Annotated in this window: 10 protein-coding genes and 1 pseudogene; 9 read left to right on the forward strand and 2 right to left on the reverse strand. The window is 57.7% G+C overall.

Going from position 1 to position 13,444, the window contains the following annotated elements; translation table 11 throughout:
- Positions 1-21 precede the first annotated feature (21 nt).
- Positions 22-1,155, forward strand: a complete 1,134-nt coding sequence (locus AC2LB6_RS12515; protein WP_490093759.1) for an efflux RND transporter periplasmic adaptor subunit — start codon at positions 22-24, stop codon at positions 1,153-1,155.
- Positions 1,152-4,196 carry an efflux RND transporter permease subunit gene (locus tag AC2LB6_RS12520; RefSeq protein WP_490093760.1) on the forward strand — a complete coding sequence of 1,015 codons (3,045 nt, stop codon included), beginning with the start codon at positions 1,152-1,154 and terminating at the stop codon, positions 4,194-4,196. Before AC2LB6_RS12515 ends, AC2LB6_RS12520 begins: the two co-directional genes overlap by 4 nt.
- A gap of 49 nt (positions 4,197-4,245) precedes the next feature.
- On the opposite strand, the gene AC2LB6_RS12525 is transcribed toward AC2LB6_RS12520, so the two are convergent.
- Positions 4,246-4,491 (reverse strand): hypothetical protein, encoded by a 246-nt coding sequence (locus AC2LB6_RS12525; RefSeq protein ID WP_013356609.1) that lies wholly within the window; start codon positions 4,489-4,491, stop codon positions 4,246-4,248.
- 71 nt (positions 4,492-4,562) lie between these two features.
- Positions 4,563-5,468: a LysR family transcriptional regulator gene (locus AC2LB6_RS12530; protein WP_490093761.1), complete on the reverse strand. Its 906-nt coding sequence runs from the start codon at positions 5,466-5,468 to the stop codon at positions 4,563-4,565.
- A gap of 104 nt (positions 5,469-5,572) precedes the next feature.
- Here AC2LB6_RS12530 and budA point away from each other — a divergent pair, with 104 nt between their 5' ends.
- From budA to AC2LB6_RS12565, 7 genes and pseudogenes are all read left to right on the forward strand, one after another.
- Positions 5,573-6,355 carry an acetolactate decarboxylase gene (gene budA / locus AC2LB6_RS12535; RefSeq protein WP_490093762.1) on the forward strand — a complete coding sequence of 261 codons (783 nt, stop codon included), beginning with the start codon at positions 5,573-5,575 and terminating at the stop codon, positions 6,353-6,355.
- A gap of 14 nt (positions 6,356-6,369) precedes the next feature.
- The gene (gene alsS, locus AC2LB6_RS12540; RefSeq protein ID WP_490093763.1) at positions 6,370-8,049 is read left to right on the forward strand and encodes an acetolactate synthase AlsS; all 1,680 of its coding nucleotides are present in this window, start codon (positions 6,370-6,372) and stop codon (positions 8,047-8,049) included.
- A gap of 21 nt (positions 8,050-8,070) precedes the next feature.
- On the forward strand, positions 8,071-8,844 hold the full coding sequence (locus tag AC2LB6_RS12545; protein ID WP_490093820.1) for a (S)-acetoin forming diacetyl reductase: 774 nt from the start codon (positions 8,071-8,073) through the stop codon (positions 8,842-8,844).
- Between the two features lie 206 nt (positions 8,845-9,050).
- Positions 9,051-10,502: a flagellin N-terminal helical domain-containing protein gene (locus AC2LB6_RS12550; RefSeq protein ID WP_490093821.1), complete on the forward strand. Its 1,452-nt coding sequence runs from the start codon at positions 9,051-9,053 to the stop codon at positions 10,500-10,502.
- Positions 10,503-10,846: 344 nt separating this feature from the next.
- Positions 10,847-12,160, forward strand: coding sequence for a CitMHS family transporter (locus AC2LB6_RS12555; RefSeq protein ID WP_490093764.1), 1,314 nt, complete (start codon positions 10,847-10,849; stop codon positions 12,158-12,160).
- 164 nt (positions 12,161-12,324) lie between these two features.
- Positions 12,325-13,164 carry an MBL fold metallo-hydrolase gene (locus tag AC2LB6_RS12560; RefSeq protein WP_490093765.1) on the forward strand — a complete coding sequence of 280 codons (840 nt, stop codon included), beginning with the start codon at positions 12,325-12,327 and terminating at the stop codon, positions 13,162-13,164.
- Positions 13,165-13,200: 36 nt separating this feature from the next.
- A pseudogene (locus AC2LB6_RS12565) lies at positions 13,201-13,398 on the forward strand (helix-turn-helix domain-containing protein); the annotation flags it as partial.
- Between the last annotated feature and the right edge of the window lie 46 nt (positions 13,399-13,444).

Raw genomic sequence — 13,444 nt, forward strand, 5'->3', positions numbered from 1 at the left:
ACTCATTAAAGGAACCCGGTTATGAATGATTTAATCCCGGATGCTGCCCGCCAGGTGTGGCGTCATCTCCTTAGTATTCATATCTTTGCGCCGATTGTGTTCGTACTGCTCGGGGTGTTCATCATAACCGGCTGCCGGGACGATAACCCTGCTCCACCTGCCGCCCCGCTCCGCCCGGTTAAAACGGTGGTTGCTCCACCGCTCAGCAGTGACGCGTCACTGGTGCTGACGGGCGAAATCCGCCCGCATGAAGAGGTCGCGCTGGCCTTCAGGTTGGACGGGCGGGTCGTGAGTCGTGCGGCTGAACTGGGCGACCGCGTTAGCGCCGGGCAACCGCTGGCCGCGCTGGAAAACGATCAGTCACGTAATCAGTTGAGCAGCGCGCGTGCCGATCTTGACAGCGCCCGCGCCGCAGAACGCGTCGCCGCGCTTAACCTGCATCGAATGCGGCTGCTGATGCCCGGTGGTGCTATCGCCCGCAGCCAGCTGGACAGCGCCCAGGCGGACTGGCAGAGCGCGCAATCCCGCCGGCTCAGCAGCGACGCGGCACTGAAAAATGCCCAGGATAACCTCAGCTGGACTCAGCTCACCGCACCCGCCGCAGGCCGGATCACCGCCATCACGGTTCAGCCAGGTCAGGTGGTCAGTGCCGGACAAAACGTGATGACGCTGGCAGTGGGGGATGCACGCGATGCGGTGTTTGACCTGACCACACCAGCATTGTTTCGGCCTGACAACCTGACACCGTTGAAGGTGACGCTGCTGGCCGATCCCGGTGTTCAGGCCACCGGCACGGTGCGTGACATCAGCCCGCAGGCCGATCCGCAGACCCGCACGTGGCGACTGCGCATCTCGCTGAATCATCCACCTGAGGCGATGGCACCTGGTGCCACGGTCATTATCAGCCTGCCCGATGCGCAGCTGCCGGTTATCGCCCTGCCCGCCAGCGCCCTGACCCGCTCCGCAGACAAACCCGCGCTGTTGGTCGTTGATGCAGCTTCACGCTTACAGCTTCGTCCGGTAGTACTGAGCCGCTTTAACGCACAGCAAATCTTTGTGACTGCCGGGATCCAGCCGGGCGAACGCGTCGTTACGGCGGGTGTCAGCACCCTGCAGCCTGGCGAAAAAGTGACGCTTACGCAGGAGTCTCCATGAAAAAAACGGCTGGCTTTAACCTTTCTGGCTGGGCGCTGGCGCATCAGCAACTGGTGATCTTTTTTATGCTGCTGGTGATGGCCGCAGGTGTACTGAGCTATCAACGTCTGTCGCGTAACGAAGATCCAGCGTTTACCATCAAAACCGCCGTCATCTCAGCCCAATGGCCGGGCGCTGACGTGGACAATACTGTGCAACTGGTCACTGACGTGCTGGAACAGAAAGTACAGGAGATCCCGTCACTGGACGCGGTAGAGAGCGAAACCCGCGCCGGGCAGACCGTGATTTATGTCAACCTGCGTGATGATACACCGCCGTCTCAGGTGGCTGGCATCTGGTATCAGTTGCGTAAAAAGATGAAGGATGTGACCTCTTCGCTGCCTCAGGGCGTGCAGGGGCCGGCAGTTAACGATGAGTTTGATGACACCTTCGGCACAATTTATGGCTTCACGGCTGATGGTTTTACCGACAGAGAGCTACGTGATCGGGTCGATAACCTGCGACGCAGTCTGACCAGCCTGCCAGACATCGGAAAAACCACCCTGCTGGGTGTGCAGGAGCAGCAGGTGGTTATTGCCTTTTCACCGCGCAAGCTGAACGGCATGGGACTCGATTTACAGCAGGTCAGCGACGCCATTAAAGCCCAGAATGACGTTGTACCCGCTGGCAGCCTGCGAACCGACCGCGAGAACATCGCGCTGCGGGTCAGCGGCACCCTGACCTCGGTCGAAAATCTGCGGGCGATTACGCTACATATCGGGGAACGTTTCATCCCGCTGACTGAACTGGCTACCATCAGCCTGCAACCTGCTGAACCCCCGGCGCCCACGTTTCGGGTTAATGGCGTCCCGGCAATCGGACTGGCGATCTCTATGGCCGCCAGCGGCAACATGCTCGATTTCGGTCAGCAGCTTAACCAGCGCATGCAGACACTGGCCAGTCAGTTACCGCACGGCATCACCATGACCCGCGTAGCCGACCAGTCTTCCGTGGTGAAAACCGCGGTCAGCGGTTTTGTCCGGATACTGGGCGAAGCAGTTGTCATCGTATTAGCCGTCTCCTTTGTCTCGCTGGGACTGCGTGCCGGTCTGGTGGTGGCGGCGGCTATCCCGCTGGTGCTGGCGATGACCTTTACCGGCATGCTACTGGCAGGTATCGGACTCCAGCGCATCTCGCTTGGCGCACTGATTATTGCGCTGGGGCTGCTGGTGGATGACGCCATGATCACCGTCGAAGCGATGGTGGCAAGGCTCGAAGCGGGCGACAGCAAATGGCAGGCTGCCACCTATGCGTTTAAAACCACCGCATTCCCGATGCTGACGGGCACGCTGGTGATGATTGCCGGTTTCATTCCGGTCGGTTTCGCTGCCTCGAGTGCTGGAGAATACTGCTATTCGCTGTTTGTGGTGGTCGCGCTGGCACTGCTCTGCTCGTGGGTGGTCGCGGTAATCTTCTCCCCACTCACCGGTTGCTGGCTGCTGTCGGCAAAGCATATCAAGGCCCACCAGCCGCCAGGCGTGCTGATGCGCGCTTATCATCGGCTGCTGGAGGTGATTCTGCACAACCGACTGGTGACGACGGGCGTAGCGTTGGCGGTGCTGTTATTCAGCCTTTATGCCACTACATTTATGCAGGGTGAGTTTTTCCCTGCGTCAGATCGCCCCGAACTGCTGGTCAGTCTGACATTGCCCGCCAGTGCGGCCCAGGCTGAAACCACACGTCGTACCGAACAGCTGGAAAAGATGCTCCAAAATGACCGGGATGTGGCGAACTTCACCAGCTATGTGGGTTCAGGTGCAATACGTTTCTATCTGCCTATGGATGTGCTGCTGGATAATGAAAACACCGCACAGCTGGTTGTGGTGGCGAAAGATCTCACCGTGCGCGATCGGCTGCGCAGCCGGCTGGAACGAAAACTGGCAGCAGATTTTAATGATATCACCACCCGCGTCTCGCCGCTGGAGCTCGGGCCACCAGTTGGCTGGCCGCTGAAATATCGCATCACCGGCCCGGACAATGCCCAGGTACGGCAGGCTGCCAGTCGGCTGGCGACAGTGCTCGCTCGCTCGCCGTTGACCCGCGGAGTCAATCTCACTGCCGGGGAGCCAGAACGCGTCATGACCCTGGCAGTGAACCAGACCGCAGCGCGCGCGGCCGGACTCTCTTCAGACACCATCGCCACCGCCCTGAACACACTGATGTCCGGCAGCGTGGTGACTACCCTGCGCGATCGCAACCGGCTGATCGATGTGGTGCTGCGCGGCGATGACAAGGAACGACAGAACACGGAAACGCTGGAAGGGTTGATGATCACTAATGCCAGCGGACAAAAAATCCCGCTGCGTCAGGTGGCGACCCTGAACTGGGGTGTGGATGATCCGGTGATCTGGCGCCGTCAGCGGCTCTCTTACATCACCGTGCAGACTGACATCGCGCCCGGTCAGCGGGCTGAACAGGTTTCGCAACAGCTCGCGCCAGGTGTTGCCGCCCTGCGTGCTTCACTGCCAGCCGGATACGGTATTGAGGAAGGTGGCGTGGCGGCGGAATCGGACAAAGGCAATGGTTCGGTATTTGCCCTGCTGCCGGTAACGCTCTGCGCCATGCTGGTCCTGCTGATGATTCAGTTGCAACGCTTCTCAGGCATGCTGCTGGCACTGAGTATGGCTCCGTTTGGTCTGCCCGGCATCGTATCCGCGATGCTTCCGGCTGGTACACCGCTGGGGTTTGTGGCACTGCTGGGGATTATTGCGCTGGCGGGCATCATCATCCGCAACGCGGTGATCATGATCAGTGAAGTGGATGCCAATAGCCGCGCCGGGTTGCCCGCTGATGAGGCAATCAGGCAGGCTGCCCATCACCGGGCGCGTCCCATCCTGCTGACCGCCTGTGCCGCAATCCTCGGTATGATCCCCATCGCCCATCAGGTTTTCTGGGGGCCAATGGCACTGGCAATTATTGGCGGTCTGGTCAGCGGTACGGTGGTCACGCTCACGGTGCTGCCCGCAGCATTGAGTCTGATGATGGAGCGCAGTTCACGTTAACAGCACGCCCGGCGATCCCGGCTGAGAGCAGCGGGATCGCCGGGCATATTTAGTTCATCACCTCAACCAGAATCAGTGGGCACTTTCTGACTTTGCAGGCCTGACTGTAGGCCAGCGAACAGACCGAACAGAGGTCACGCACGTCAGACTGGTACTCATACTCCATGAAATAGCGGAACTGGCCGCCCGCCGAATCTGTTCTCCAGAATCGCTGCGGCTCCAGAATTTCATCCAGTTGCCTGAATGTCAGGGCTGACGGGTTGTGATACCCGACTCTTACGCGGTATGTAGTCATGCACCGATTATTGGCATCCCGGCCCCGCGCCGCCAGTTGGTTATTGTTTTCAGTACAATAGCTGGCGCTTATCAACCCAAGTCGTCGGGTGCCGCAGGCTGGTCCGCCAGCAGCGCAAGCAGATGCAGCACTGCTTTTGACGGGTGATGCCGACGCCAGGCAAAGGCCACATCGGTAAACAGCGTGTTGTTTTCGATATCGCAGAAGCTCACTTCGGGATTATCAACACAGCGCATCGACTCAGGCACCAGTGCAATTCCGCAGCCCGCCGCAACCATGCCCAGCGAGGTAGTGATCTGCGGCGCCTGCTGGAAAGTGTGGCGTGAAAAGCCGGCCCGCAGGCAGGCAGTAACAATCAGCTCATACAGGCTCGGGGAGACATCGCGCGGGAAAATTATCAGGGTTTCACCCGCCAGCGCGGAAAGCCCCACGGTGGGTGTGCCGCTGAGGGGATGGGAACGCGGCAGCGCAATCAGCATCTTTTCGGTGGAGATCACGCGCAGATTAAAGGCTTTGCTGCTTTCGCACGGCAGGCGGATAAAGGCAGCATCCAGCAATCCCTCCTGCAGATCCTGCATCAGCAGAGACATATTTTCTTCGCGGGTCAGCAGCTCCATCGCCGGATAACGTTCTTTAAACTGGCGGATCAGGGTGAAGATGCGCGGATTAAACGCCACTGAGCTGGCAAATCCCAGCGACAGCTGACCGCTTATCCCGCGTGCAATACCGCGCGCATTCTCCAGCGCCTGATCGGCCAGCTGCACAATCTGCCGGGCATCTGCCAGAAACGCTTCACCCGCTTCGGTGAGTTCCACTCCGCGCGTCAACCGCTTCAGCAACGGCGTGCCAATCTCCTGCTCCAGCCGCAATATCTGCTGACTCAGCGGCGGCTGCGAAATGCCCAGCATTTCAGCGGCCCGGGTGAAGTGAAGCGTCTCGGCTACGGCAACAAAATAACGCAGGTGGCGAAGTTCCATATCAAAAACGTCTCAAAGTTAACAGGTTTCGCTATTGGACCCACCGATTGAATCGGTTCACCATTAGGTTAACACGGCTTAATGGTTAATCGACGAGGCATCAAATGAGCAATTGTGTAACTGATTGTTCCTGTGAGGATCAACTAAAACATACTGTCCTAACGCTTTCCCAGGATGCACCAGAAAGCGTTATCTATCAGACCTCTTTAATGAGTGCGCTGCTGAGCGGCGTATACGATGGCAACGTCCGGATTGCTGACCTGCTGCGCAAAGGCGATTTCGGCCTGGGCACCTTTAACCGGCTGGATGGCGAGATGATCGCGTTTGACAGCAAGGTATATCAGTTGCACGCCGACGGCAGCGCGCACCCGGCCGATCCGGCGCAGAAAACCCCGTTTGCGGTCATGACCTTTTTCAAGCCGCAGCACCTGTTTGAGTTTGACCGGCCGATGTCGCGCGAGGAAATCCATCGGGTGATCGACAGCGAAATCACCTCCGATAACCAGTTCTGCGCGCTGCGCATCAGCGGTCGTTTCAGCCGCGTCGATACCCGCACCGTGCCGTGCCAGTGCCGTCCTTATCGCTCCATGCCGGAAGTGCTGGGCGATCAGCCGACCTTTTCCTTCAGCCAGCGTGAGGGGGAACTGATTGGATTCCGCACGCCGCAATATATGCAGGGCATTAATGTTGCGGGCTATCACGAACATTTTATTACCGACGACCGCGAAGGCGGCGGCCACATTCTCGATTACGCGCTGGAACAGGGCACCCTGACCTTTGGTGCCATCAGCAAGCTGGTCGTGGATCTGCCGCAGGACAGTGACTTTCTCAATGCCGACCTGAACCCCGCCAATCTTGACGCCGCTATCCGTGCGGTAGAAAGCTAATCAGAGGAATGACGATGAAAACTCCAACCGATAACACGCTCTGGACCTGCGGCGCTGACCTGGTCGTCGCGCAGCTTGAGGCGCAGGGCGTCCAGCATGTCTTTGGCATCCCTGGGGCAAAGATCGATAAGGTTTTTGACTCGCTGCTGGATTCATCCATCCAGACCATCCCGGTCCGCCATGAAGCCAATGCCGCGTTTATGGCTGCCGCAGTAGGCCGCCTCACCGGCAACGCGGGTGTGGCGCTGGTCACCTCCGGGCCTGGCTGCTCAAACCTCATTACCGGCATGGCCACCGCCACCAGTGAAGGCGATCCAGTGGTCGCCATCGGCGGCCAGGTGAAACGCTCCGACAGCGCCAAGCAGGTTCATCAGAGCATGGACACCGTTTCAATGTTTCGCCCGATCACCAAATATGCGGTTGAAGTAACCGATCCTTCTGCGCTCTCTGAATGCCTGTCGAATGCGTTCCGCCACGCTGAGCATGGCCGGGGCGGCGGTGCCTTTATCAGTCTGCCGCAGGATATTGTCGATCAGCCGGTAACCGGCAAAGCGCTGAGCAGCAAAGGCCGCCCTGTGCTGGGTGCCGCGCCAGACGCGATGATCGATGCGGTCAGCGAGGCGATTGCCGGTGCTAAAAATCCGGTCATCCTGCTGGGATTAATGGCGAGCCAGCCCGAGAACAGTGAAGCGATTCACGATCTGCTGACCCGCAGTCACATTCCGGTCACCAGCACCTATCAGGCTGCGGGAGCGGTCAGACAGGATCACTTCTCACGCTTCGCCGGGCGCGTCGGACTGTTTAACAACCAGGCAGGGGATCGGCTGCTGCAACAGGCTGACCTGATCATCACCATCGGTTACAGCCCGGTGGAATATGAACCGGCGATGTGGAACAGCGGCAACGCGACCCTGATTCACATCGACGTGATACCCGCCGAGACCGACAACCGTTATCTGCCGGATGCCGAGCTGGTGGGTGATATCGCCGCCACAGTGCGTAAGCTGGCGGCACGCATCACCGCTCCGCTGCAGCTGACATCAGAAGCGGCCAGCATCCTTGAGGATCGTCAGCAGCAGCGCAAACTGCTAGCGATGCAGGGTGCCAGCCTCAATCAGTTCGCCCTGCACCCGCTGCGCATCGTGCGCGCTATGCAGGACATCATTAACAGCGACGTCAGCCTGACCGTTGATATGGGCAGTTTCCACATCTGGATCGCCCGTTATCTCTACAGCTTCCGCGCCCGCCAGATCATGATCTCCAACGGTCAGCAGACCATGGGCGTGGCGCTGCCGTGGGCGATTGGTGCCTGGCTGGTCGATCCGCAGCGCAAAGTCGTGTCGGTTTCAGGCGACGGCGGCTTCCTGCAATCCAGCATGGAGCTCGAAACCGCCGTCCGGTTAAAAGCCAATATTCTGCACATCGTGTGGGTCGATAACGCCTACAACATGGTGGCGATGCAGGAAGAGAAAAAATATCACCGCGTTTCGGGCGTCAATTTTGGCCCGGTCGATTTTAAAGCCTACGCCGAAGCGTTTGGGGCAGCGGGCTTTGCGGTGACCAGCGCGGCAGAACTGGAGCCAACGCTACGTAAAGCGATGGATGTGCAGGGCCCTGCGGTCGTGGCTGTGCCGGTTGATTACGCCGACAACCCGCTGCTGATGGGACAGTTGCATCTGAGCCAGCTTCTTTAATTTCTTAAAAAGGACATCATGATGAAAAACAGAGTGGCATTTGTGACCGGCGCAGGCCAGGGCATTGGTGAAGCGATCGCCCTGCGTCTGGCGAAAGATGGACTGGCGGTCGCGGTGGCCGATTTCAATCAGGAGACCGCTCGCAAGGTCGCTGAGAAGATTAACCAGCAGGGTGGAAAAGCGATTGCGCTGAAAGTTGATGTCTCGCAGCGTGATCAGGTGATGGAAGCGGTAGAAGAGGCGCGTCGCACGCTGGGCGGCTTTGACGTCATCGTCAATAACGCGGGTATCGCCCCCTCCACGCCGATTGCTGAGATCACCGAAGCAGTGGTCGACAAGGTCTACAACGTCAATGTTAAAGGCGTGATCTGGGGCATGCAGGCCGCGATCAAAGCGTTTGCTGCGGAAGGTCACGGCGGCAAAATCATCAACGCCTGTTCACAGGCGGGTCACGTCGGCAATCCGGAGCTGGCGGTCTACAGCTCCAGTAAGTTTGCCGTGCGCGGCCTGACCCAGACCGCCGCGCGCGATCTCGCCCCTGCCGGTATCACGGTCAACGCCTTCTGCCCCGGCATTGTCAGAACGCCGATGTGGGAAGAGATTGACCGGCAGATCTCGGAAGCCGCCGGGAAACCGGCCGGTTACGGCACCGAGGAATTTGCGAAACGCATTACGCTGGGACGACTGTCTGAGCCGGAAGATGTGGCTGCCTGCGTCGCTTATCTGGCCAGTCCCGACTCCGATTACATGACTGGCCAGTCACTGCTGATTGACGGCGGCATGGTGTTTAACTGATCTGCCCTCGCCTGCTGCATTCCCTGCGCAGCAGGCTCCTCTCCTGACCCTGATGAATCGTTAATTTTTTTTATCTGAAAAGCGGTTAACCATCAGCCTGTTGACCGCTTAACCGCGTCATTCCTGCCTTTTTGTCGCCGCAGAGATTAAAGCTGCTAATCATGCTGCCGATAAAACAGAGACTCCTCTCCCTGTTCGAAGCGACCATGTTAACGATCAACCATAACGAACCCGCCGCCATTACGAACAAAACGCGGTACAGCACTGACTCTGTTCTGGGAAGAACGGTTGAACGGTTATCATCAGGGATGCGGATTAACAGTGCTAAAGATGACGCGGCGGGTCAGGCGATTGCCAACCGCATGACAGCCAATATCAACGCCGATGCGGCGGTGGCGCGCGGCCTCAATGACGCTATCAGCTATTCCCAGACCGCCAATGGCGGCCTTGGCAGCATCGTCGATCTGCTTATCCAGGCGCGCACGCTGTCTGTCCAGGCAGCCAACGGCACGCTGTCGGATGCGGATCGGCAGAGCGTCAACGGTGCCTATCAGCAGATTCTGGCAGGTATCAATGAAGTTGCGGATCACACTGAGATTTTTGGGCGTTATCCGCTGGCGACCAATAATCCCGATCTGCCGCCTGCGAAACTGGGTAACGTTGACCCGATCAACACTAAGTTTCCGGTTCCGGGTAAGAATTACTCCTTTACCTCTGGCGTGATCCCGCTGGCCTATATTCCGGCAGGCTCGACATCAATAAGCATCACTATCGACTCTCTGGGTATGGATGACGATCTCCAGCTCTTTACCCGCGACGGTAAGCATCTGGTCGGTACACCGCTGGACGGCAGCGCGCCCGATTATACCTGGGCCAGCAAAGGCATCACGAATGCGGCTACCGCAGATACCCGCCTGCTGACCAGCAATAATGGTTTTGACAGCGGTGCGGCGTATGACAGTTCGCAACTGCTCGAGGGCGGTCCGAGCTGGACGCTGGCGGGCAGTAACAGCAGTACCTACAACGGCATGAACATCACTTATAGCGGTGATGGCGACCGTTATGAGGATGTCGCCAGCGGCGATTTCAACAACGGCACCATTACCAGTAACCGGCTAGAGCGCATCACGCTGGATACCGTAAACGAAGATTTGATTGTGGTGGTGGTGGGCAATGGCTCCTTCACTGGTAATCTGACCTGGGGAAAACTGCCCGAACCTAAAGGTATGCCCGCAACGCCGCCACATGAGAGTCGTCCGCTGGAAGTGGTCACCAGCGCCGATTATGGTCAGCCGGTGCAGTCGGATAGCATCCCCGCTACGCCGTCAGATACCAAAACCCTGGGACTGAACAATACCACGCTGCTGAACAGTGATGACATCTCCAGTACCATGAAGGCACTGGATAGTGCGCTGGCGAAGATCAGTGGCTATCAGTCGACCTATGGCGCGAAGATAAATCGTTACGAATCGAACCGTAATGTGCTGGCACAGCAGGGCGTTGACACCTCAACGGCTCGCAGCCGCATCCAGGACGCGGACTATGCTGAAGAAGCAAGCCAGCTGGCACGCAACCAGATCATTCAACAGGGCCAGACGGCCGTCAGCAAGATGGCGAACAAAACGCCTGAAATGATTATCCAGCTGTTAGGCAGTTGATGCCTCGATCAGGCTGAGCCGCCAGGCTTAGCCGTCTCTATCTGTTGTCCTGCATCCCGATTATTTGCTCCTGCTCCAGACCTGCGGTGGCCCGAAATGCGCGGTTACACTTCATCACGCTTTGATCCCAGTCACACATTCTCGTTTAAGAATCGTTTAAGTTTGATCGCGATCACCCTTCTTTGTTAAAGAAATGCTAAATACTGGCAACAATTTAATATCATCCTTCAGCGCAGGGTTAATTAAAACAACAGGTTAATTGTTACCATGCTAAGTAATAACCTGAATTTTCCTGGCGTTATGTAACCTTTTCATTACTTTTACGCCATGCGAGGGCTGTTATTTTGCTGACAATACTGGGTTTTTCGATGGTCGTTTGCTTCATGTATTTAATCATGACCAAACGCATGTCAGCCTTAATTGCGCTGATCCTGATACCAACCATATTTGCGCTGATTGGCGGTTTTTACGCAGGCCTGGGCACCATGATGCTGGATGGCGTCAAAAAGCTGGCCCCTACCGGCGTGATGCTGACCTTCTCCATTCTCTATTTCGGTCTGATGATCGATGCCGGACTGTTTGACCCGCTGGTGCGCTTTATTCTGCGGATGGTACGCGGCGATCCCCTGAAAGTGCTGGTCGGAACGGCGGTACTGACCCTGCTGGTCTCACTGGATGGTGACAGTTCGACCACTTACATGATTGCTATTGCCGCGTTCCTGCCGCTTTATCACCGGCTGGGCATGAACGTGCTGATGATGACCTGTCTGGTCAATCTCGCCAGCGGCATTATGAACCTCTCACCCTGGGGTGGCCCGACGGCCCGTGCCGCGGCGGCACTGCGCATTGACGCTCTCGACATCTTTATTCCGATGCTGCCAGCCATGCTGCTGGCCTGCGTCAGTCTGGTCGCGATGGCGGTGTTGTTTGGACTGCGTGAGCGTAAGCGTTTAGGCGTGATGACCATGAAAGATCACCATCTCGACAACATCGAGCTGGGTCTGGGCGATGCCGAAGAGTGCGCCGCCAACCGTCGTCCGAAGATGTTCTGGCCTAACTTCATCCTGACTACCTTGCTGCTGGTGCTTCTGGTCATTGGTTTAATGCCGATTCAGATCCTGTTTATGCTGGCGTTTGCGATTGCGGTGATGCTCAACTATCCCACGCTGGAGGAGCAGAAAGCCCGTATCAGCTCCCATGCCGGTAACGTGCTGGCGGTGACCGCGCTGATTTTTGCCGCCGGTATTTTTACCGGCATCCTCTCCGGCACCGGCATGGTTGATGCGATGGCGAAGAGTCTGCTGGCGGTGATCCCGCCCAGCTTCGGACCTTACCTGGCGGTGTTCACTGCGCTGGTCAGCCTGCCGTTCACCTTCTTTATGTCGAATGATGCGTTCTACTTCGGCATCTTGCCGGTTATCGCTCAGACGGCGGCCAGCTATGGCATTACTGCTGAAGAGATCGCCCGCGCGTCTATTGTCGGTCAACCATTCCACCTACTGAGTCCGCTGGTGCCGTCAGTCTATCTGCTGGTGGGTCTTGCGAAGGTCGACATCGGCGATCACCAGCGCTTTGCGATCAAGTGGGGGATTCTGGTCAGTCTGGTGCTGATGGCTGGCGGTCTGCTGACAGGCGCGTTCCCGCTGTTCCACAGTTAACCCTCTGCTTTAGGGCGGATAACCGGCTTTTTTGCCCGGTTATCCGCTTCACCGCTCCGCCTTCTGCTTCATCCCTCTCTACACTCTATAGCCAGGCTGTGTTGCTGCGCGCCGAACAGACGCGAGCTACTCAGCAATTTTGCCGTAGAGACGATGGAGGCCCGATGAAAATTCACCACCTTAACTGTGGCTGTATGTGCCCGCTGGGCGGCGCGTTCTACGATGGATTCAGTAAGGGCCTGAAGGCGCATCTGGTCTGTCACTGCCTGCTAATTGAGACGGACCGCAGCGGGCTGGTGCTGGTGGATACCGGCTTTGGTCGCCAGGATATCCATGCGCCCGGCAGCCGCCTGTCTGGCTTTTTCCGCGCATTAAACAATATTCAGCGCCGCGATAATCTGACCGCACTGTCACAGGTTACGTCATTGGGTTTTCGGGCTGAAGATGTGCGGCATATTATTCTGACCCATCTCGACTTTGATCATGCTGGCGGACTGACCGATTTTCCGCAGGCGCGCATCCATCTGTTGCAGCAGGAGGTCGATACCGCCCACCAGCGTCATAGCTGGCTGTCGCGCGAACGCTATCGTCCAGGACAATGGGGAGGTATCAGTAACTGGGAGACCTATCAGGCTCAGGGAGAGAAATGGTTTGGTTTTGAGGCGGTTAACCGCCTGAGTGACTTACCGCCGGAAATTTTGCTGGTGCCGCTGGCGGGCCATACGCCGGGCCATGCGGGCATTGCGATTCAGCAACCCGATGGCTGGCTGCTCCATGGTGGCGATGCCTGGTTCTACCGCGGCGAAATGCGGCAGCCGACGCGGCACTGCACGCCGGGACTGCGCTTTTACCAGTGGATGATGGCGATGGATAACGAGGCAAGACGGCACAATCAGCAGCGACTGCGTGAGCTCTCCTGCCAGCGCGGCGGCGAAATTACCTTTTTCTGCAGTCACGATGCCCGTGAGCTGGATGCATTGCAGGTTAATGCGCCGCTGCGCTGATGTCTGTATGCGCTCAAACAGTCTGGTTTTACCAGGCTGTTTGAGCGCACAAACTCCGGTATAGCCCGAGCGTAGGCATCAGGAAAGCGTTTCGGGCGTCCACATTGAATGATGAACAGGAACAAGCCCTGGCACGGCTCATCGCAAGGGATTAACGTGAGCGCCGTTGGCCGAGAATTCAATACCACACGACAGACTATTCTCAGGGTAAAGGCAGGCAACACAACAAACTAAGAAGTTCATCTGCCACCTCTTTCGCTAAAAGTATGCCCAAAGGTTT

It is taken from the genome of Pantoea sp. RCC30.1 (assembly GCF_058148845.1).